The 21,891-nt window shown below is 48.7% G+C and carries 18 protein-coding genes; 8 read left to right on the top strand and 10 right to left on the bottom strand.

Annotated elements, in window-relative coordinates; genetic code table 11:
- Positions 1 to 9: 9 nt before the first annotated feature.
- A complete protein-coding gene (locus MUB35_RS27070; protein WP_033139813.1) occupies positions 10 to 876 on the top strand; it encodes a class I SAM-dependent methyltransferase in 867 nt (288 codons plus the stop codon).
- 3 nt (positions 877 to 879) lie between these two features.
- Here MUB35_RS27070 and MUB35_RS27065 read toward each other — a convergent pair whose 3' ends face one another.
- A complete protein-coding gene (locus MUB35_RS27065; protein WP_033139814.1) occupies positions 880 to 2,307 on the bottom strand; it encodes a hypothetical protein in 1,428 nt (475 codons plus the stop codon).
- A 269-nt stretch (positions 2,308 to 2,576) separates the two neighbouring features.
- On the opposite strand from MUB35_RS27065, the gene MUB35_RS27060 reads away from it, so the two are divergent.
- Genes MUB35_RS27060 through MUB35_RS27045 form a run of 4 tightly spaced genes read left to right on the top strand, consistent with a single transcriptional unit; the run spans position 2,577 to position 7,091 of the window.
- Positions 2,577 to 3,338 (top strand): SDR family NAD(P)-dependent oxidoreductase, encoded by a 762-nt coding sequence (locus tag MUB35_RS27060; RefSeq protein ID WP_033139815.1) that lies wholly within the window; start codon positions 2,577 to 2,579, stop codon positions 3,336 to 3,338.
- Positions 3,339 to 3,365: 27 nt separating this feature from the next.
- Positions 3,366 to 4,631, top strand: a complete 1,266-nt coding sequence (locus MUB35_RS27055; protein ID WP_033139816.1) for an MFS transporter — start codon at positions 3,366 to 3,368, stop codon at positions 4,629 to 4,631.
- A 29-nt stretch (positions 4,632 to 4,660) separates the two neighbouring features.
- Entirely contained in the window at positions 4,661 to 5,164 is a 504-nt protein-coding gene (locus tag MUB35_RS27050; RefSeq protein ID WP_033139817.1) for a nuclear transport factor 2 family protein, read from the top strand.
- A 13-nt stretch (positions 5,165 to 5,177) separates the two neighbouring features.
- A complete protein-coding gene (locus MUB35_RS27045) occupies positions 5,178 to 7,091 on the top strand; it encodes an NAD(P)/FAD-dependent oxidoreductase (protein WP_033139818.1) in 1,914 nt (637 codons plus the stop codon).
- A gap of 68 nt (positions 7,092 to 7,159) precedes the next feature.
- Here the strand turns inward: MUB35_RS27045 and MUB35_RS27040 are convergent, their stop codons facing one another.
- The 5 genes from MUB35_RS27040 to MUB35_RS27020 all read right to left on the bottom strand — a co-directional run bounded on the left by MUB35_RS27040 (position 7,160) and on the right by MUB35_RS27020 (position 11,471).
- On the bottom strand, positions 7,160 to 7,945 hold the full coding sequence (locus MUB35_RS27040) for a PepSY domain-containing protein (RefSeq protein WP_052098996.1): 786 nt from the start codon (positions 7,943 to 7,945) through the stop codon (positions 7,160 to 7,162).
- 101 nt (positions 7,946 to 8,046) lie between these two features.
- Positions 8,047 to 9,450, bottom strand: coding sequence for a sensor histidine kinase (locus MUB35_RS27035; RefSeq protein WP_033139819.1), 1,404 nt, complete (start codon positions 9,448 to 9,450; stop codon positions 8,047 to 8,049).
- The gene (locus tag MUB35_RS27030) at positions 9,447 to 10,121 is read right to left on the bottom strand and encodes a response regulator transcription factor (RefSeq protein ID WP_033139820.1); all 675 of its coding nucleotides are present in this window, start codon (positions 10,119 to 10,121) and stop codon (positions 9,447 to 9,449) included. The genes MUB35_RS27035 and MUB35_RS27030 overlap by 4 nt, the downstream gene beginning before the upstream one ends.
- A 67-nt stretch (positions 10,122 to 10,188) precedes the next feature.
- The gene (locus MUB35_RS27025; protein WP_244807140.1) at positions 10,189 to 10,461 is read right to left on the bottom strand and encodes a DUF1294 domain-containing protein; all 273 of its coding nucleotides are present in this window, start codon (positions 10,459 to 10,461) and stop codon (positions 10,189 to 10,191) included.
- Positions 10,458 to 11,471, bottom strand: coding sequence for an asparaginase (locus tag MUB35_RS27020; RefSeq protein WP_033139822.1), 1,014 nt, complete (start codon positions 11,469 to 11,471; stop codon positions 10,458 to 10,460). Before MUB35_RS27020 ends, MUB35_RS27025 begins: the two co-directional genes overlap by 4 nt.
- A gap of 299 nt (positions 11,472 to 11,770) precedes the next feature.
- On the opposite strand from MUB35_RS27020, the gene aroC reads away from it, so the two are divergent.
- From aroC to MUB35_RS27005, 3 genes are all read left to right on the top strand, one after another.
- Positions 11,771 to 12,877, top strand: a complete 1,107-nt coding sequence (aroC, locus tag MUB35_RS27015; RefSeq protein ID WP_033139823.1) for a chorismate synthase — start codon at positions 11,771 to 11,773, stop codon at positions 12,875 to 12,877.
- A 114-nt stretch (positions 12,878 to 12,991) separates the two neighbouring features.
- Positions 12,992 to 13,705 (top strand): response regulator transcription factor, encoded by a 714-nt coding sequence (locus tag MUB35_RS27010; protein WP_033139824.1) that lies wholly within the window; start codon positions 12,992 to 12,994, stop codon positions 13,703 to 13,705.
- Positions 13,677 to 15,995 (top strand): sensor histidine kinase, encoded by a 2,319-nt coding sequence (locus MUB35_RS27005; RefSeq protein ID WP_033139825.1) that lies wholly within the window; start codon positions 13,677 to 13,679, stop codon positions 15,993 to 15,995. The genes MUB35_RS27010 and MUB35_RS27005 overlap by 29 nt, the downstream gene beginning before the upstream one ends.
- Positions 15,996 to 16,049: 54 nt before the next feature.
- On the opposite strand, the gene MUB35_RS27000 is transcribed toward MUB35_RS27005, so the two are convergent.
- The 4 genes from MUB35_RS27000 to MUB35_RS26985 all read right to left on the bottom strand — a co-directional run bounded on the left by MUB35_RS27000 (position 16,050) and on the right by MUB35_RS26985 (position 21,372).
- Positions 16,050 to 18,218: a glycoside hydrolase family 2 protein gene (locus MUB35_RS27000; protein ID WP_033139826.1), complete on the bottom strand. Its 2,169-nt coding sequence runs from the start codon at positions 18,216 to 18,218 to the stop codon at positions 16,050 to 16,052.
- A gap of 20 nt (positions 18,219 to 18,238) precedes the next feature.
- Positions 18,239 to 19,081, bottom strand: a complete 843-nt coding sequence (locus tag MUB35_RS26995; RefSeq protein WP_033139827.1) for a carbohydrate ABC transporter permease — start codon at positions 19,079 to 19,081, stop codon at positions 18,239 to 18,241.
- The gene (locus MUB35_RS26990; protein ID WP_244807139.1) at positions 19,078 to 19,950 is read right to left on the bottom strand and encodes a carbohydrate ABC transporter permease; all 873 of its coding nucleotides are present in this window, start codon (positions 19,948 to 19,950) and stop codon (positions 19,078 to 19,080) included. The genes MUB35_RS26995 and MUB35_RS26990 overlap by 4 nt, the downstream gene beginning before the upstream one ends.
- A gap of 66 nt (positions 19,951 to 20,016) precedes the next feature.
- Positions 20,017 to 21,372, bottom strand: coding sequence for an ABC transporter substrate-binding protein (locus MUB35_RS26985; RefSeq protein ID WP_033139829.1), 1,356 nt, complete (start codon positions 21,370 to 21,372; stop codon positions 20,017 to 20,019).
- Between the last annotated feature and the right edge of the window lie 519 nt (positions 21,373 to 21,891).

The following is a 21,891-nucleotide window of genomic DNA, read 5'->3' as shown; positions in this document are numbered from 1 at the left end:
GATTATAGTATGTGGATTGCTGATGGATGGAAGGATTATGAGATTATTGATACTTCTGATGGGGAGAAGCTGGAGAGATGGGGGGATTATCTGCTGGTGAGGCCGGATCCGCAGGTGATCTGGGATACGCCCAGGAAGAACAGCGGGTGGAAGAAGATGAACGGGCATTATCACCGTAGTAAGAAGGGGGGAGGGGAATGGGAGTTTTTTGATCTGCCGGAACAGTGGTGTATTCGGTATGGGAAGCTTACGTTTAACCTGAAACCTTTCAGTTTTAAGCATACCGGGCTTTTTCCGGAGCAGGCGGTGAACTGGGACTGGTTTTCCAAAAAGATCCGGGAAGCCGGAAGGCCGGTTAAAGTGCTGAATCTCTTTGCCTATACGGGAGGGGCAACTCTGGCTGCCGCTGCTGCCGGGGCTGCGGTCACGCATGTGGATGCCTCTAAGGGGATGGTTTCCTGGGCTAAGGAAAATGCTGTGTCCTCCGGGCTTGGAGATGCGCCGATCCGGTGGCTGGTGGATGACTGTGTGAAATTCGTGGAACGGGAGATACGCAGGGGAAATCATTATGATGCCATTATCATGGACCCGCCGTCTTACGGAAGAGGACCTAAAGGCGAAATCTGGAAGATTGAAGAAGCGATTCATCCGCTGATCAAGCTGTGTGCACAGCTTCTCAGTGACAAACCGCTTTTCTTCCTGGTGAATTCTTATACCACCGGACTTGCGCCGGCAGTGCTGACTTATATGCTGGCTACAGAACTGAAAAAGTTCCATGGCAGGGTGGATTCCCAGGAGATCGGGCTGCCCGTCAGGGAAAGCGGACTGGTGCTGCCCTGCGGCGCTTCCGGTCGCTGGGAATGTGTTGATAAATAAGTGTTATGAGATGAATTTCAGGCCCTGCCTCAGAAAGTCTGTGACTTTTTGACCGCGGAGCAGATACTCATCACCGGCGTTTTCTATATGCCGGTAAAATTCGTTGAACTGATCTATGAGTTTCTTTGAGAAAAAACGGTAGTAGCCGGATATTCCATTCTGGACAGCCATGGCAAATACGGTGTCCCGGCAGAAGTAAATGGTACTCTGCAGGTCGTCGTATCCGATATATGGATTGTTGTTTTCCAGAAGGAAAATCCGGATGCTGCTGTTTTTTTCTAACTCTTCTATGAGGTGGGTGATGTGACGAACACGCCATTCCCGCTCCACTTCCGCCTCTTTCCCGAAAATGTTGATCTTGCCGTCAAAGATATAGTCCATGAGTGTGGACTTATATACCACCGCTGTGACCGGTGCCTGGAAGGAGTTCCTGTTCATGTTGTACTGAAGAAGGGCACTTTCCTGATCCCCGGTGTATTTCCTGCAGAGCTCCCAGAGCATGTCATCGGGCAGATGGATGATATGCATGGAGCGCAGAAGATAGCGGTATTCGTTCTGCATCATATAGTCAAAGATATATTTTTCCTGGTACATTTTATGTACGGAGTATTCTTCCACCAGAGGTTTCCTGGAGATGAGGCAGGCATATGCCGCTTCGTAGTAGGCATTGACCAGAGGGAGGCTTCTTATGACCGTGGTATATTTTTCCCTGGTGAACGGCTCCTGTATCTCAGTGACAAGAAGGCCGTTCTTTATGACCAGCACGGGAATGTCCGCGTGCTCGTGGGGCAGTTCGTAGAAATCATACCGGACGGAATGGATGGCATTCAGGTACATGGCTATACAGCGGCAGTAGGCGTCTGTCTGGTTTTTGAATTTCTCCATGTCTATGAACTGATGGATTCGGACTGTGATGCCTCTTTTCTCAAGCGCCTCCAGCTTTTTAAAAAAGTCATTTTCCTTTGTCACGTACTCCTGGAAGGGGCAGGTCACTATAATGTCCACGTCCCTCTCCGCACGGCTGCAGAGCTCATAGATCATTCCGCCCACGGCACCGGCCACAGTCTCCTGGTCCTGCCAGAGGGAGTCATAGGAAATCCGCTCCTGCACCTTTCTGTGCTCTTCCTTTTGTTCCTTCTGCTTCAGGAGCGACTGAAGAAGGTATTTTTCCAGGGCCTTTTCCAGTCCTGCTCCGTCATATTCCAGTCCCAGAACTTCTTTTATTTCTTTTTGCTGGGCTGCCTCTGTGTTGACGGCAAAGAAATGAGCCATTTTCCCAAACAGCTCCTCTGCATTTCTGGACGAGGGCAGTTTTGCACCGCTCTGCCATTTGCTGATATAGGAGACATCGTATCCCATTCTGTCTGCCAGGACCTGCGGTTTTACATTCGAGATACGGATCAATTTCTGTAGTAGTGCACTGAATTCCATGGCGTTCCTCCTCCTGATACATCAACCGGCTCTTTAATTGGAATTATATCAAATTCGTGTGATAAAAGCAATTTCACCTGTGAAATTATTGACAATTATTGACTTAAATGAAACTTTGACAATTCATTTTCCTCTGCTTTCCTTCATCCTCAGTCCTTTGTATTTCTGCCGTGCCTGGGATATGCTTGGTACATAGGGAAAATAAAGCAAAATATCTTCCCTGACAATGCTGGACTTCAGCAAACATAAAAAATGAGGAGGTAACTATTATGGGTCGTATGGAAAACAAGGTCGCTGTCATTACAGGTGCCGGCGGGGGACTGTGTGAAGGGATCGCCAGAAGCTTTGCCAGAGAAGGGGCAAAGGTCGTATTGGTGGACAAGAAACCCGTTGTTCTGGAAAAAGCTAAGGAAATCTGTGAAGATGGGGGCGAAGCTCTTGGACTGAACCTGGACATATCCGTGGAAGCGAACTGGAAAATCATTCTGGAAGAGGCGCTCAGGAAATTCCAGACCTGCAATGTGCTGGTGAACGGTGCCGCCGAATTCTCACTGACAGGTGATTGGAACAGCGGACATCCCGGATTCCTGGAAAACTGGGATATTGTCTATAAGGCAAATGTTATGGGGCTTGTGTACTCTGTTCAGACCTTTGTGCCGTATTTTATCGAACAGGGAGGCGGAACTGTCATGAACTTCACTTCCTCCACGGGTATCACTTATGTGGGAAGCGGCTGCCAGGCTTACCCGGCTTCCAAAGCTGCCATCAAGATCATCACTCAGGATATGGCTGCACAGCATGCCAAAGACCACGTGCGCTTCAACTGTGTGGCCCCTAATTTCTGCTATACACCGGAAAATGATGAGATCTACACAAAGTTCCACGACTGGTTCCTGAAAGATACCCCTCTGGGATTCCTTGGTTCTGTGGAAGACGTGGCAAACTGCGCCCTTTACCTGTGCTCAGATGAATCCAAATATATCACAGGCGTATGCATTCCCATCGACGGCGGATACACAGCCTGCCATTAGGCGTTCATCACGAGGGAGGATACTTTTATGGCACAGACAAAAACTAAGAATTTCTATGGGTGGAAGATCGTAGTCTGCTGTTTCTTGATTTCCATGTTCGCCATGGGTATCATCAGCAATACCATATCCTTTTATATGAAACCCGTATGTGAGACACTGGGATGCTCTTATGTACAGTTTTCGTTCATCAATGTGGTGAGCTGCATCACCAGTATGCTGGCTGCCATCCTGCTGGCTCCTAAGATCGAAGGCGGAAATGTAAGAATGATCATGCTGGTATCCGCGGCAGCCGCCGGGCTGGGGTTCGGACTGCAGGGCGTGGCTACACATATCTGGCACTTTTATGTATTATTCGGTATCACCAATCTGGGAATCGGGGGACTGACCTCCCTTCCTATCAACTACCTGATCACAAACTGGTTCAAGGACAAAAAGGGACTTGCCACTTCCCTGGCCTTCTCCGGAGCCGGCATCGGCGGAATCTTCTGGTCCCCTGCAGTGTCGGCTATGATTGGGAAACTGGGCTGGCGGAATTCCCTCTTCTTGTCAGGTGCGGCTGTTGTGATCGTCAGTGTCCTGGCATGTCTCTTTATCCGGAAGACGCCGGCTGAAATGGGACAGGAACCTTACACCAACCGTGATTCACAGCCGAAGGAAACACAAAAAGCTGCCAGGGCACCCGCATGGGAAGGCGTTACAAGAAAGACAGCAGTGGCCTCCCCGGCATTCTGGGTCTTTGTCCTCTCCCTGATCTGCATGGGAATGCTGGCCGCAGGCGTCATGACCCAGGTTCCCACCTATTTTTCAGAGATTGGCCTCAGTTATGCGGGAATCATGGCCCTGTTCAGCGGAGTCTCTATACTCGGCAACATACTGGGCGGTATGATCTTTGATAAACTCGGCCTCATGGGGGGCATGGCATTTACCTGTATCTGCAATGTGCTGGCACTTGTATGCCTGCTCATCTCAGGTAAGAACACATTTTTTGCATACCTGTTCGCCGCAGCGATCGGTATGGGCATGGTGATCTCCATGCTGGGGCCGCCGCTTATGACCTCAGGGCTTTTCGGTACAAAAGAATACGCCAGGATCTACAGCATCAGCAACGCTTTTTTCCTGGCCGGCTGCATGATCGGCCCCATGCTCTCCAGCGGACTGCGGACAGCTACCGGCTCTTACACGGCAGCGTGGAGTGTTTACATAGCTATTTCTATTTGTTGCTTCGTATTTGCGTTCATTGCACATGGACTGAGCAGGTCATTTAAAAATAAGGGATATACAGACAACATATAAAACAGTGATTGATTAAGGAGGAAAATATTATGAATATACCGGCTGACGAACAGATCATGAGTTTGGCAAAAGAGGTTCTGGCATTTGCAGGACACGACTACACCCCGGAACAATTAACAGAGATTCCCAAGATTCTGGCTACCAAGAACAAATATTGGTGGTGCGTGGATATGCAGCTCTGGGATATGATGCCTGAGGTTTATGTGGAACCCTTTGAATTTTATTCCAACGGGCATAAGGTTCCCGTCAAAGATATCGCTGACCAGGTAAAACGCGCCAGCACCGTATGCGATGATTCCATGGTCCCCATACATATGGGCCACAATCCCATCGTGCAGTTCACCGGTGAAAAAACAGCCCGCGTACTCACCCGTCTCAATGACTACCACACCTATAAGGATGACGATTCCACTTATGAGGGATGGGCATTTTATGTAGATGATTTTGTAAAATGTGATGACGGCGTATGGCGCATACAGACCCTGCGCCTGACTTACAGAAAGATCCTCGGCGCGCTGAGGACACAGGGATAAAGGAGGAAATCTAATGAAGCTCACACAGCCTGTTTCTATTGGAAACCTGACACTGAAGAACCGCATGGTCATGGCCCCCATGGGGGTTGACCTCGGGAATTATGACGAACGCACCAGGGCTTATTACCTGGCCCGGGCAAAAGGCGGTATCGGCATGATCCTCTGCAACACACTGGCCACACCGGAGATCGAGGGGATGTGCCCCTCTTCCCTTCTCGATGCGGACAGTTATGAAGATTTCCGGGACATGACAGAGAATGCCCATCGTTTTAACTGCCGGGTCTGCGTACAGATCCATCCCGGCAACGGAAGGATCACCACACCGCCGCCGGGAAGAGATAAACCCCTCGGTGCCTCGGCTGTACCCTGGATGGACCCCAGGGTCATCTGCGAGGAGATCACAAGAGATGAGATCCGAATCATTGAAGACGGATTTCGCAGGACTGCCCGCTATGCCAAAAAGGCCGGCGCAGATGCCATTGAAATTCACGCTTACGGCGGATATCTCACTGACCAGTTCCTGACAAAACGCTGGAATGTCCGTACAGATGAGTACGGCGGTGACCTGACCGGAAGAATGCGCTTCCTTACGGATCTGATTGAAATTGTAAAGACCGATCTGGGAGAAGATTTCCCGTTGATCGTAAAATTTACGCCATGTCATTATCTGCCGGCAGAAGCAGGTTACAGGGATATGGACGAGGGTCTTGAGATTGCAAGACGGCTGGAAGCCCTTGGTGTACATGCGCTCCATGTGGATGCCGGATGCCATGACAACTGGTTCATGGCTATGCCGCCTGTATACCAGCAGGAACAGGTACTGCAGCTTCGCAGTGCGCACGCTGTCCGAAATGCAGTGGGCATACCGGTTATCTCCCATGGCCGCCTGAACAATATCTCCAAGGCAGAATATGCTCTGGAACATGGAGATCTGGATATCGTAGCCATTGGCCGCGGACTGTTAGCTGACCCGGAACTCCCCAATAAACTGACAGCCCATGAAACGGATAAGATTCGTCCCTGCATCTCCTGCAATGAAGGATGTATTGCCAGGGTCTGCGCAGGACAGAGCGTCCAGTGCGCGGTCAATCCCAATGCCGGGCTGGAAGGCGTTAATGATCTGAAGCCTGCCGAGGCACCAAAGAAAGTCCTCGTTGTAGGTGCCGGCCCCGCAGGCTGTACGGCGGCAATCACGGCGGCTCGGGCCGGTCATCAGGTAGAACTCTGGGAAAAGAGGGAGCGTATCGGCGGAAATGTACTTGCCGCATCCCGTCCTTCTTTTAAAGCAGATATGGCAAACCTGCTCTCCTATTACCAGAACGAGCTGACAAGACTGCAGGTTCCGGTGAAATTCTGTATGGAAGCTGACAAGGCTGCTGTGGATACCTTGAAACCCGATGTGGTCATCTGGGCAGCCGGAGGCAGACCAATCGCTCCCGGCTCCATCGAAGGCATTCACGGAGACAACGTGTGCACAGCCATTGACGCCCTGCTCAATAATGCGCTTCTGGGCGAAAATATAGCCGTTATCGGCGGAGGCCTTGTAGGACTGGAGACAGCAGTTGACCTGACCCAGAGAGGCAAGAAGGTGACTGTAGTGGAAATGGCACCCAAACTTTTGCCGGAACCGGTATTTATGCAGAACATGATGATGATCATGGGACTGGTGAAAAAATATCAGATACCTTCACAGGTCAATACAAGGCTGCTGAAAATAGAACCTGACGGTATTGTTGTCCAAAAGGAAAACGGCGAGGAGAAAATCCCCTGTGATACCGTAGTCCTTGCCATGGGCTTCCGGCCGGATGACTCTGTATATGAGGAAATTGCCGGAGACTACAAGACTGTGAAAGTGGGAGACTGCGTATCCGCAAGAAAGGTTTATAATGCGGTACATGAAGCTTATGACGCAGTGAGAGAACTGTAATAATTGACACTTTACATACGACAGGGGAGGACTCCCGTATATGGAGATCCTCCCCTGTTTTTTGTTGTTTAATTCCGCTCCTCGCTCCATTCCAGGAAGTCACCGGTGGCGGCGTCAATCTCGAACTCATATTCCGTACCGTTGTAGTAGATATCACCTTCGTAAATCATCTTTCCGTCATCATCATCCAGCTTTATGCGCAGATCCTTCTCACTGGCTCCCTGCACCTTTGCAAGAGCCGCCGCGGATGCCTCCTCCTGGCTTACTGCCGGGTTCAGGTCTGATGCGCTGTCCTTGTTAAAATCATTTTCAATCTCAAAATCAGAGCTTAATATTTCGCCTGTAGAAGCGTCGATCTCATAATCATATTCCTTATTATCGGAATAAAATTCCACATCGTAGACCTGACGTCCGTCATCATGGTCTTTTTTCACGCGGATTCCCGTGATCTGTTCCTCCGTCACACCGGCATCGGAGAGAGCTGTCTTCCTGGCCTCATCCTCGGTGACTGCAGAGGCTGTGCCGCTCTGGGAACCCCTGCCGGCTGCCTGGCCTGCTCCATTCTGGGAATCACTGCCGGCTGCCTGACCTGCTCCATTCTGGGAATCACTGTCGGCTGCCTGGCCTGCTCCATTCTGGGAATCACTGCTGTTTCCTGACTCCTGGCCTGTTTTCTTCCGGGAACTGCTGCTGTTCCCAGACTCCTGGTCCGTTCCATTCTGGGAACCACTGCTTTCAGACGTCTGGTCTGTGCCCTGCATGGCATTCTGGTTGGTTCCCGTACCGCCGCAGGCTGTCAAAAGCGCTGCGGAAATGACTGCTGCCATTATTAATGTAATATATTTTTTTCTCATACGATAAACTCCTTTCATACTTTGTATATCCAGCGGACACATCCGCTATTCTTTGTATATGGTAAGTTTATCAGAGAAAGATTAAAAACAGATTAAAATCCTTAACTTTTTTTCTCTTTCGGAATCCGGAAAGTAAATCTGCTTCCCCTGCCCGGCTCACTTACAGCCTGTATTGTCCCCTTATGCACACTTATGATCCACTGCACCATGGAGAGCCCCAGCCCTGAGCTGCTGTTATTGTCCTGCGAGCTGTCGTTATTGTTCTGTGAACTCCCGTTATTACTCCGCGAGCTGTCGGCCCGGTAAAAACGTTCCCAGATGTGGGGCAGATCCCGGGCACTGATCCCAATTCCGTCATCTTCCACATATCCGGTAACCGTATCCTCATCTTCCCAAAGCCCCATATGGATGCAGCCTCCCTCTTTCCCATATGTGACCGCATTCTGAAGAAGGTTGAGCCAAAGGCGGATCAGCAGGGTTTCATCTCCGCGCACCATGATATCGGGGCTGATTGCCGTTTCCAGCCGTATCCCTTTTGCCGCCGCGATACCTTCCATCTCCGCTGCTGCCATCTGGGAAAGCCCGGTAAAGTCCAGTATCTCCATTGTCACCTTCTCACGGCCCTGGTCTGCTCTGGACAGGAGAAGAAGCTGGGAGATCATCCGTGACAGGCTGTCTGCTTTTCTCTGGATAACCGTGATTTCCTCCCGCACCTCCCCGGAAAGCCCGTCACGGGCAAGAAGGGCATCACACTGCATCAGAATAACGGAAAGAGGGGTGCGCAGCTCATGGGAAACATCCGAAGTGAACTGTTTCTCACGTTTCATACTGTCTTCAATCTGCCCAAGCAGACTGTCAAAAGTGGAGGCAAGGCGGTATATTTCATCCCTTCCCTCCCCCAGTCCGATCCTTCTGGACAGATCCTCCTCCTCCCGGATGGCACGGACTGTCTCCGTTATATGGGCCACCGGACGAAGTGTTCTTCTTGTCATAAAGTACCCCAATACGGCAGTGAGCACCACCAGAAGCGGAAGACAGATAAGCGCCAGGCGCAGGGTAATCCGGAAACTCTCCTCCGCATCTGTTATGGAAATGATTCCTCTCACCATCAGATTCACATTCTCTTCCGGCGCATAGGACATATCAAGGACATAATATTCCACACTCCCGGCCTTCTGTCTCCGCACCTGACCGTCCCGAAAATCCATGGACTGGTCAAATCCGTAAGGAATCTTGCCGTACAGCAGTGCTCCATCCATATCATACACAGAGAGATACACGCCGTTTTCCAGCTCCAGGATATCCGAGTCAAAATCCAGCCCTCCATCTTCCCAGTCAATGTCATCAAAAGCTCCGGTCACACTTTCCCGCAGCCGGTTCTGGACAGAACTTAGTATCTCCCTGTTGCTGAGAGAAAACAGGACCGCCAGTACTGCACAGATATTCACGGTCATCAGAACTGTATAGAGAATCGTCAGTTTTTGTTTCAAAGACAGATTTTTCATATGGGTTCCCTCAGAACATACCCGGCACCCCGTACCGTATGGATGAGTTTTGGCTCAAATCCCTCGTCAATCTTCTTCCGCAGATACCGGATATAGACATCAATTACATTGGATCCCCCCGCGTAATCATAATTCCAGATATGCTGTTCCAGCTTCTCCCTGGACAGAACAATGCCCGCGTTCTGTATCAGATATCTGAGCACGGCAAATTCTCTGGACGAAAGGGTAATCTCCTTCTCTCCTCTGAAAACACGGCGGGTATCCAGATGCACATGCAGGTCCGCCACAGAGCACACGCTGCTCTTTTCCTTCTCAGGCTTCCGCAGCATGACGCGTATCCTGGCGGAAAGCTCCTCAAAGGCAAAGGGTTTTACCAGATAATCATCCGCCCCCAGATCCAGCCCTCTCACCCGGTCCTCCACGCTGTCCCTTGCGGTGAGAAGCAGCACCGGCGTGGTGTCCTTTTTCCTCCGCATGGTTTTCAGAACCTCCAGCCCATCCATCTTCGGCATCATAATATCCAGGATCACCGCGTCATAACGGGCACAGGCCAGACAGTCCAGTGCCTCCTCCCCGTTGTTGCAGGCGTCCACGCTGTAGCTCTCAGCGGTCAGCTTTTTCACCAGCAGGCGGTTCAGATCACGTTCATCCTCAGCGATCAATATACGCATCCTGTCACCTCTACTTTCCTATGATGTACCCTGCCGCTGCCCGGAGAACTTTCCTTTCATCTCCGTGTCATCTGCTGTACCACATCCATCCCGCCGCAAGCAGGACCTGGACAGCCAGGATAAGGGGCAGTCCCAGCCTGAATTTTTTATGCAGGGTCTTATGCCGGAAGAAATCCATGCCGCAGACAGCTCCCGCAGAACCGCCAAGTACGGCCAAAAGCAGGAGCGTGGACTCGGGTATCCGGTACTTTTTATGTTTTGCCTTCCACTTGTCCATACCAAACATGGCAAAAGACACCACGTTTATGACAAGCAGCCAGGCGGCTATGAATTTTATCATTCCATCTCTTTCTCAGGTATTTTGATCTCACCTGCCAGATTTTTATAGAACATCTCCTCGATTTTCTTTCTTTCCCAGTGTTTGCCCAGTATCCACATAACCTTGGTGACAATGGCCTCTGTGCTCATATCATATCCCTGGAAAGCACCGGCCTTGAGAGCCGCTTTGCCGGTCTCATATACGGAAAGGTTGCTGCCCTCATAAGGACACTGGCTTTTCACTACAACAATCATTCCCTTGTCGATCACCAGGCGCAGCTCGTCCAGCACCTCGGAGGACAGAGTGGGAATCCCTCCCATTCCAAATGCCTCTATGATCAGTCCCCGGTACCCCTGTTCATACAGAAACTGAAAAATCTTACCGTCAAATCCGGGTACCAGCTTGATGAGAAAGACCTTCTTCTCCAGCCTCCGCTCCAGAACGCAGGGGCCTGACGGGGCCGGAATGATATTTTTATAGATTTCCAATCCCCTGGAATCCACCTCACCCACATAGGGATAATTGATACTCTCAAAAGCGTGGAAACTTCTCGTGCGTATCTTGCTGGCCCTGGTCCCCAGCATGATCTTTCTGTCAAATGCCAAAAATACGCCGGGCATGCCGCTGCCTGCCATATGGATAGCACATCTGCAGTTCTCCACCGCATCCGCCAGAGGATTTGTAATGGAGAGCTGGCTTCCGGTGATAACTACCGGAATAGGGATATTCAGCAGCATAAAGGACAGCACAGAGGAGGTGTAAGCCATAGTGTCCGTGCCGTGGAAGATGACGATCCCGTCGTATTCCTTATATTTTTCATAGACAGCCTCTGCCATGGCCTGCCAATTCTCCGGCTGGATGTTGGCGCTGTCAAGCTGGAACAGTTCGTAGAAATCCACCTCATAAAGGCTTGTGATATCAGAGATATAGGACAGGATATCTTTGCTGTTCAATCCGGGCAGCAGGCCGTTTTCGCTGCTGACACAGGCCAGAGTTCCGCCTGTTGTTATTATCAGTATTTTCTTTTTCATTCGTCTTTTCCTCTTATTTTTTACTGTCCCCCCGGCCACGGGGATATATACATCCCAAAGCAGGATGGAAACTCGGCGGCCAAGGGGAATACTGCCTCAGGAATTTCATGTCTTCGGCCTGAAAACACCCCGCGGGGCAGTGGTGTGGATAGCGGTCAATATATTTTAGTGTAACGTAACAACAAGCAGTTTTCAATGGATTTTATATAAAAACCATGCTAATATAGGAAAATAAAGATAAACTTATTATATTCACAACAGGAAATATCAGAAAGAATTCAGAAAACGAGGTGTATAGTATGTATGGTTCCACATTCGGAAATATATTGAAAATATCGACCTGGGGAGAATCCCATGGTGCGGGGATCGGCGTTGTCATTGACGGCTGTCCCGCAGGACTTCTGCTCTCCGCGGAAGACATTCAGGCTTACCTGGACCGCAGAAAACCGGGCCAGTCACGTTTTACCACCCAGAGAAAGGAAGCGGACGAGGTAGAAATCCTCTCCGGCATTTTTGAGGGGAAGACCACAGGCACCCCCATCTCTCTCATGGTCCGCAACACAGATCAGCGCTCCCACGATTACAGTGAGATCGCCAACTATTACCGCCCCGGACATGCGGACAGAAATTATGATATCAAATACGGATTCCGGGACTACCGGGGCGGCGGACGCTCCTCCGGGCGTGAGACCATCGGACGTGTGGCGGCAGGTGCCGTGGCCGCCAAAATACTTGCAGAGCTGGGCGTGGAGATCACCGCCTACACCCTCTCCATCGGCCCTGTCACCATTGACAAGAGCAGATTCGACAAGGAGGAGATGGGACGCAATGCCCTCTATATGCCGGACGCAGAAGCCGCGAAGAAAGCCCAGGCATATCTGGAAGGCTGTATGAAGGAAAAAAATTCCTCCGGCGGTATGGTGGAATGTGTCATTAAAGGTGTCCCCGCAGGTATCGGAGAGCCTGCCTTTGAAAAGCTGGACGCCAATCTGGCGAAAGCCGTCTTTTCCATCGGTGCGGTAAAATCTTTTGAAGTGGGCGCCGGCATCGCTGCCGCCTCCTCAGATGGTTTACATAATAACGATGCATACCGCATGGACGAAGAGGGAAATGTAAAGAAAAAGACTAATCATTCCGGCGGTATCACCGGAGGGATCAGTGACGGCGCGCCAATCCTTATACGCGCTGCCTTCAAGCCCACCCCTTCCGTGGCTGCGGTCCAGGAGACTGTGAACCGCCAGGGGGAGAATATTGAAATCTCCATCAAGGGCCGCCATGATCCCATTATTGTACCGAGGGCTGTTGTAGTGGTGGAATCCATGGCTGCCCTTGTGGTGCTGGATGCCATGCTGGGCAGTATGACCACACGCATGGATGCGGTCAAAGGTTTCTTTAAAAATCTTTAGAATTTTTTTCGATTTATACCACGTCACTTTTTAATTTTGATTCCTATACTCAGTATAGTAACAGCAGGAGGACCGCAGCGTAAGCGGCCTTCTGAACACAGGAGAAGAGATACCATGGAAATGAATCACATTTTAATCGTAGAAGACGACAAGGACATCCGGGAGGCAGTTGCCATTTATCTGAAAAGCCAGGGATATGAAGTATTTCAGGCAGGCGACGGCGTAGAAGGGCTGGAGATGCTGGAGCGGGAAGAGATCCATCTCGCAATTGTGGATATCATGATGCCCCGCATGGACGGTATCACCATGACCATGAAACTCAGGGAAAAACACGATTTCCCGGTTATCATGCTCTCAGCCAAATCCGAGGAGGTGGATAAGGTTATGGGGCTGAACATCGGCGCCGATGACTATGTCACCAAACCATTTACCCCAATGGAGCTTATGGCAAGGGTGAACTCTCAAATGCGTCGATACAAAAGATTCATGGAAAAACTGCAGCAGAAAGAACAGGAAAACACAGATACCATTTACACCATGGGCGGGCTCGAGCTGAACGAGAGTACCTTCGAGGTGCGGGTAGACGGAGCCCCTGTAAAAATGACCCCCATGGAATTCAAAATTCTCCTTCTGTTAATCAAAAATCCTGGAAGGGTATTCTCCGCGGATGAAATTTATGAACGTGTGTGGAATGAGCGTGCTGTGAACACAGAGACGGTCATGGTACATGTCCGCAACATCCGTGAAAAGATTGAGATCAACCCTAAGGAGCCAAAATATTTAAAGGTGGTGTGGGGAGTTGGATATAAAATTGAAAAATTCTCGTAAACTTGCAGTCGTGCTGGTGATCCTTGTCATATTGCTGCCTTCACTGGCTATGATGATCATCCGCCCGCACTATATCAAAGGCCAGGGTAATTCTGAGCCGAATTTCAACACTTCCAGCTTCATGAGCACACTTGTGCAATCCAATTATGTGCTCTATGCGGAAGAAAAACAGAGGGAAAACCAGGCGGCCATGATTCCGTTTGACATCTTTTTCCCATCTGCAATAAATGACAAACAGACAAAAGAAAACGAAGAGGACAAAAATTCAGGTTCCAAGTCCAATACTTCCTCCCAGGAAATTTCAAGGCAATCCCTGGACGAAGAGAATTTCCCCTCTTCCAAATACAAGAACAGCTACGGAGATGAATACGGAGGATACTCTTCAGAGGAAGCCATCATCGCATCAGCCAATGAGATTTCCAATTACTTCTCCAGATGGGAGAATAACTTCTCCACCCTGCGCTCTTATCTCCAGTATGAAGTGAGGGATGAGAACGGAAAAGTGATAGACTCCAACGCAACAGAGGAACTGGATCCGCTTCTCTCCCAGACAAAACCCGAGGCGCTGGATAAGAAATACGCTTTCGGCGCTATTGTCAAATATGATGAGAGCGGAAATGTATCGCAGGCAGAGTTTTTCTACGGAAAACCCGGCAACGCCACACAACTTCTCAACGAACAGGTCCGTCAGAACCCATGTTCCAGCTTTGACGACCAATACGGCATGGATGCGCCTTTCCAGAAACCACAGGGCCGCACCTATATCTATCTGATGACAGCAGAAAATCTGGCATCCTTTATGGAAAGCTCAAACGGATATATGGAATACCTGGGCGTTGACACTTACCGCTCAACCGCCGATCTGTCCATTGTCTTCATTACTCTGCTGGGTCTGGTAGCCGCTGCAGCACTGCTTCTGCCGTTTATCAAACCGCTGCAGCTGGGAGACGAGAAAATATTCCAGGTACCTTTTGAACTGGTCTTCATAACAGCCAGCTTTGTTCTGGGATTTTCCCTTTCCATGTCCGTGAACGGCAATACCATGAGCAATGAACCGATTTACAATGTACTGCACAGCATCGGTGTACCCAAAGGGCTGGCCTCTGTGCTTCAGTATTTCTGGGGATTCATCGGATGGGCATTTATCTTTGCAGTGTGTTACTGGGCGGCAGGATGTATCAGAACCGTCTTTGTCATAGGACCGAAACGATACATCCAGGAACGGGTGATCATTTACCGCATCTGGCCCTGGGCAAAAGGCACGGTCAAAAACATTTACAACAGTATGCTCCATATCAATCTGAAAGATGATACCACAAAAGTTCTGATCAAAGTGGTACTGATCAACTTTATCATACTGGGATTTATCAGTCTGATGTGGGTCTGGGGCATCGGAGCACTGATCATTTACTCCCTTGCACTGTTCTTCCTTCTGAGGAAATACTGCAATGACCTGCAGAAACAGTATCACAGGCTGCTGGACGCAACCAACCAGCTTGCCGAGGGCAACTTGAACGGTACGATTCCCGAGGAACTGGGCGTATTTGAACCGTTCCGCGGCGAGATCACCAAGATACAGAGCGGCTTCAAGAAGGCTGTGGACGAAGAGGTAAAAAGCCAGAAAATGAAAACGGACCTGATCACCAACGTATCGCATGACCTGAAGACGCCTTTGACAGCCATCATCACTTATGTGGACCTTCTGAAGGATGAGAATCTGCCGGCCGAGGAGAGACGTCATTATATTGACGTTCTGGAACAAAAATCCACACGGCTGAAGCTGCTGATCGAGGATCTCTTTGAGATCAGCAAAGCGACCAGCAGAAATGTAACACTGAACATTATGGATGTGGACATTGTAAGTCTGATGCAGCAGGCAAAACTGGAGCTTCATGATAAGATTGAGGCATCCAACCTGTACTTCCGCTGGCGTCTGCCCGAGGATAAAGTAGTCCTTCCTCTTGACAGCCAGAAGACCTACCGTGTATTCGAGAACCTGCTGGTGAACATCACCAAGTACGCCATGCCGCGGACCCGGGTGTATGTGGATATGGAGAATGACGAAAAACGGGTACGCATCTCCATGAAGAATATCTCAGCCTCAGAGCTGACCTTCAACCCGTCGGAGATCACCGAACGGTTTGTCCGGGGTGATGCCTCCAGAAATACGGAGGGAAGCGGGCTGGGCCTGGCGATCGCCAAGAGCTTTGTGGAACTTCAGGGCGGAAGCCTGCAGATTATGGTGGACGCGGATCTGTTTACTGTGGAGATCGTGTTCCCGAAACCTTGATACAAATTACCCCGGTACTGCTCATAGACTGCAGTACCGGGGTTTCTTTTTTCCTTATGCCCAATAGATTCTCATTCCTGTCTCATGGCTCATGCGCTCCGGATGCCCTTTGACCCTGGAGGATAATGCAAAGATATCTCTGTAGGAATTCTGCGCAATACAGTTTCCTTCATGATCCGTCATGCTGACATACAGATTCCACCTCTGCCCTTCCCCATATCCTTCCGGAAAATGGATGATTTCTCTAACGGAATCCGGCTCCATATGGATTTTTCCGTTATTGTGCTCCACCACATTCCCGCTTTCCGTCTCTGTTATCACCCAGAAAACTTCACAGTCCTCGTATTTTTTATCTGTATCATTTACAGCATAGAGTCCATCCAGTACATCTCTGTATTTAGCAAAAACCCCCACCGGGCTGTTGCTTTCCAGCATGGCCTGAAGTCCTTTTTTCGGAATCCCCCACCAGTCGTACAGGCCATAAAAGCTTTGGGGACACAAATCAATGAACATGAACTGCACATACCCGGAACACGGCGCATATTTCTGGATTCTGTAGTGTTCTGTATAGTATTTCAGCAGTTTATACTGATAATCCTGGATGGCAGGGATCTCCTTTTCGATACCTGCGAGACGTCTGTATACAGCCGGGACTTTTTTCAGGCTTTCTGCACAGGCAGGCGCATCAAATCCATACTCTGTATTCAGCTTCTCCGTTGTCCCATAGATTTCCCTGTACTCGCCCCCGCTGAGTGATCCCAGATAATTGTGGCTGTCCCCGCTGAAAATGTCCTCATCGCAGAAAGAACCCTTGATGATGGGACGGTCAGGGTCCATCTCCTGCAGTTCCCGGTAAAGCCTCGGCCCCGGATTTTCCTCCATGAATCTTCTCCTGGTGTCCCCATCCGGGTCCACACAGCCGGGTTCATTCATGCCGATCCAGCAGATAATGGAGGGATGGCGCATCAGCATCCTGACATTTTCCTTGTAAATGCCGATGAACTTCTCTGACCACTCATCTGTAGATGGGTGCGTCCAGTTATACTCTGAATCCTGGATGACCGCAATACCCATTTTGTCGCACAGGTCATAAAACATATCCTGTTCCACATGGACATGAACCCTCACAAGATTAAAGCCTGCTGCCCTAATGTTAAGCAGGTCCCGGTAATACCGCTCCTCTGTCATGGCAGAAATATAGCAGTCAGGAAAATAAGAGGTTCCACGGACAAAAAAATCCCTGCCGTTCAGACGGAAACGTGTGATCTCTTTCGTTCGCACGATCACTGTTTTCCGGAATGCAAAAACAGACTCTTTTCCGCATACCCTGCTGCCGTCTCTCTCAATCCAAACTTCCGCGGTATACATCCACGGCTGGCCGTGATCCCAGGTGTTCCAGAGAAGAATATCCTCCATATTGACGGAACACGTCCTCTCCTCCTCACCGGCCTCCGCTGTAAAATCCAAAACCGCTTCACTCTTACAGATTCCGGATCTCTCATCCCTTATCTTCAGTACCATCCTGTACTTGGCACCGGGTGTAAGTCCTGCAAGTGCCGCCTTTGCCTTTACCCGTGCGCTGTCCATGTCTTCGGAAAGCTCATAGTATATCTCCGGCCGATGCTCCATGAACTCCTGTTCGGTCATTATGAGTTCCACCCTGCCGTAAATCCCCACAGGGTTCACATCGCGCTGTATGAATGTATCTGAATGCTCATAGGTTCCCTTCACCATTCTGCGCTTCACAAGAATGGTCCTGGAATCCTCTCTCTTCTTCTCCACTTCATCGTCCCAGGGAGAACTCACCTTAACGATGAGAAGATTCTTCTCTCCCGGTTTTACAATGTCTGTGATATCAAAGGAAAACGGCGCGGAATATCCCTCATGTTCCCCTGCAAACTGTCCGTTCACCCACACTTTGCAGTAGTAATCCACGTTGGTAAACCTCAGCCGAATCCTCTGCTGATCTCCTTTTGGTAAGTCAAATTCATGCCGGTACCACCAGGGAGCCTGGTTAAAATATCTGAGTTCCCTTCCGAAATAAGGCTGGCCGGCAAACAAAAGCTGCAGATGTTTTAACCCGCTTAGTTTTTCCCATTCCGAGATCTGGGGGCCCATCTCCGTAAAAGCTTCTCTGTCTGTATACAGGCCCAGCTCTTCCCCTGTATCATGTACATCCTGGAGAATATACCAGCCACCCTCCAGATTCTTTACTGTCTCCATATCCTGCATCCTCCTTTGTATCAGCTCTTCACTGCGCCTGCAGCCATACCCTCTATGATATTTTTATTCAATATAAAATAAACAATCAGTGTCGGAAGAATAGAAATGACAATGGCTGCAAATGTGCTGCCCCAGTCCACTCGTCCGAACTGCCCCACAAAATCGTTCAAACCGATGGGAAGTGTCTTCATCTCCGACGAAGATATGAATGTATTGGCATATGTAAATTCATTCCACACAAAAACAAAATTGTAAGTGAGCACCGTCATGGTGGTATTCTTCGCCATGGGAACTACGATCTTCCAGAAAACAGTACCCATCCCTGCGCCGTCGATCACTGCTGCCTCCAGCAGGGAATCCGGCAGGAACTTAAAAAATCCCGTGTAGAGATAAATACACATAGGAAGCCCAAATCCCACCTGCGGCAGTACCAATGCCCAGTATGTATTCCTCAGCCCCAGCGCATTGTAGATTTGGAACATGGGGATCAGACAGGCGAATATGGGAATCATCATTCCAAAAAGGAAAAATCCCATCAGCGCATCCGCATGTTTTATTTTCACCTTGCTGATCACAAAGGCCACAGGACAGCCCAGGACTACAATACCCAGCAGGGTCAGTACAGCAACGACGGTGCTGTTTAAAAAGTATCTTGGGATTGCGGAGATTGTCAGAGCGCTTATATAGTTCCCCAGATAGAAGCTTGATGGGAGGGCGTATTGAGCGGTGTATGTCATCTCCTCCGATGTTTTCAGGCTGGAACAGATCACCCAGAAAATAGGATATATCTGTATCATTACTATGATAAGCACTATAAAATAAAAAACACCTCTTACAGCCTTGCTTTTCCCTGCATGTGTCATTCTGATTCCTCCCCCTTCGCAGTCCCCAGCAGTCTCTGGATAACGAATACCGCCGCCAGACATTCCACCACAAGAAATACCGCCAGGGTACTGCCATATCCAAAGTCAGCAGAGTTAAACGCTGTTTTGTACATATAGGTCGCTACCATTTCCGTCGATTTTGATTTATTATCCAGTATATAGAAGACATCAAAGGTCTTCAAACATCCATTGATCAACATCACCACTACAATACTGAAAATATTCTTTATCAAAGGCAGTTTGATATATCTGTACTGCTGGATGAGACTGCACCCGTCCATAATGGATGCTTCCAGTACATCCTTGGAAATGGATACAAAGGCAGAATAAAATATGATCATATACAAACCGCAGTATTTGTACCCGTCAATCAGTGTTATAGTGACAAGGGCAGTCTTTGAATTTGCCAGAAGGGCAATGGGGTCCATTCCCATTTTCTCCATCAGATAACAGACCAGGCCCTGTGGCTGTACGGAAAGCATCTTGGAAAATATCTGACAGATTGCCATGGACGATATGATACAGGGTATAAAATAAATGACACGCAGCACATTGGACCCCTTGATGATATGGGATAACAAAATTGCCAGGAACAGACCCGCAAGAAGCTGGAACGAACTTCCCAATAGTACAAATTTCAGGTTATTCACTACAGCCGATTTAAACGTCCCATCAGAAAACATCCTTACATAATTGGCAAGACCTACAAATTCCATATCTTTAATGCCGTTCCAGGAAAAAAAACTATAACCCACAGACCACAGAATAGGAATGATCACCGTAAGAAAATATACGAAAAAAGCCGGAAGTACAAAAAGCGCAGGCTGTATTTTATTTCTGGGTTTCATCTATACTCCTCTCCTTCCTGAGTGATAAGGGTCCGGTCTCCCCTACAGGTTCCGGACCCTCCCTTTTTATTCCACATCAAAATAGTCCGGCGCATACTGCGCTACCGCTTCATCCATTCTCTGACAAAATTCTTCCGGAGTGGATTCGCCCATACCCAGATTAGCCAGTTCTTTTCTGTAAACTTCGTTTGTGGATGGGTCCAGACGGACATCCCAGCACTGAGCAAAGGTGCCGCAGTTTTCCAGATCCTTCAGAATCTGCTGTGTCAGTTCCGGAAGTTTATCCGGGTCACTAGGCATCATGGACGGCAGCATATCAAATTCATACATAGCCATATCCGCGAAATTGTCCCATACAAATTTAATGAAATCCTTCATAGCCGGAGTCATGGAATCTTTCAATACCGCAGTTCCGATGCCGCAGTTGGCATAATAGTCATTCTCTGTTGTCGCATCTTTATCACTGTCTATTGGAAGCTTGAATGTAGAAATATCATCTTTTAATTCTTTATTCTCATCCACAAGATCCGGAGTATCCCACGTCCCTGTGTATAACATGGCAGCACCTTTATTCAAAAACAGGTCCATCTGTGCTGTGGCATCCGAATTTGTCCAGCCTTCGCTGAAATACTGCGAGATCTGCTGTGTATATTCTGCTGTGGCGATACCCACCTCTGAATCAAACTTTTCTTTACCCATTCTGGCATTATCAATAAATTCATTCCCTGCCATACGGAATGCCTTAAATGCCGGATATCGCATGATCATATCATAGTTGCCGGCTGAGATTGGTGTGTACCCGGCTACTTTCAGCTTTTCACATGCTTCAAGCAGTTCTGTCAGGGTCTTGGGCGTCTCTGTGATTCCGGCATCCTCGAACATTTTGGTATGATACCAGAAATACTCCACATTTCCCTGCCAGGTCATCAGATAATTACTTCCGTCGCTCAGTTTCGGATAATCCAGTGCAATGTCAAAGAACTTATCCTTTAATCCCAGTTCGTCATATAGGTCATCTATGCTGTAGATAATTCCCTTTTTGCAGATACCTTCAAAAAAGGCCTCCGGGTCCGCATCAAACCAATCCGGCAGTTCGTTGCTGGATGCCAGAATTTTTATTTTCTGGAGATAGGTTGCCCTGTCCGCTATGGATTCTACATTAAATTCAAAACCGGGATGATCCTCCTTATACATCTCCGCAATCTTCTTCAGTGTCTTAAGAGCTGCATCTGTCTCACCTCTTGCACTGACGTAATTGATCACCAGATCTTCTGAGTCAGTATTATCACCGGATTCCTTTTCCTGCGTCTTCTGTGTATTTTCTTCCTTTTTATCACCGGTTCCCCCATTGCCTCCGCATCCGACTGCCGTTACACACATGACTGCAGCTAAACCTGCAGCTGCCAGCTTCTTCAGTTTCATCCTTTTTTCCTCCTTTAAATTTGCCTTATCATCATGACGTCCTGAGATTCGGTTTTTTCTGTTTTTTGTTTGTAGATTCATTATAGAAAATTTTTTCGACAAAATATATGGAAAATTTTAAGTACACTTGGAATATTTTCCTATAGTTCTCAGATTGCTTGTGACATAAATCCGATTATTGTATAATAACTTGTAGCCATACGGCAATTCTACGCATCTAATGTGCTGGCTGTAAGAAAAGATTCTGAAGCCAGGTAGAAATCCTATTGCCAAAGTGGCTGTGAAAATATTCATATGAAACCAATGGAGAAAAAAAGGAGCTTTCTATGAACAGGATAAAACACTCTGTATTCTACATTTTTTCAACTTTTCCTATTAAACACCGGCTGCTGATCACCTACCTACTATTATATAAAGTCATAGTCTTTCTTTACCTTTTCTACAGGTTTGACTATGCTATTTTAAGATACTGTGGATTGGTTATCACCTCCTACCACTTGATGGTTTAAAAAAGGCTCC

Origin of the sequence: Blautia sp. NSJ-175 (genome assembly GCF_022867815.1) — a bacterium.
Lineage (GTDB): Bacteria > Bacillota > Clostridia > Lachnospirales > Lachnospiraceae > Blautia > Blautia celeris.
This window is presented reverse-complemented; position numbering and strand designations above follow the sequence as displayed.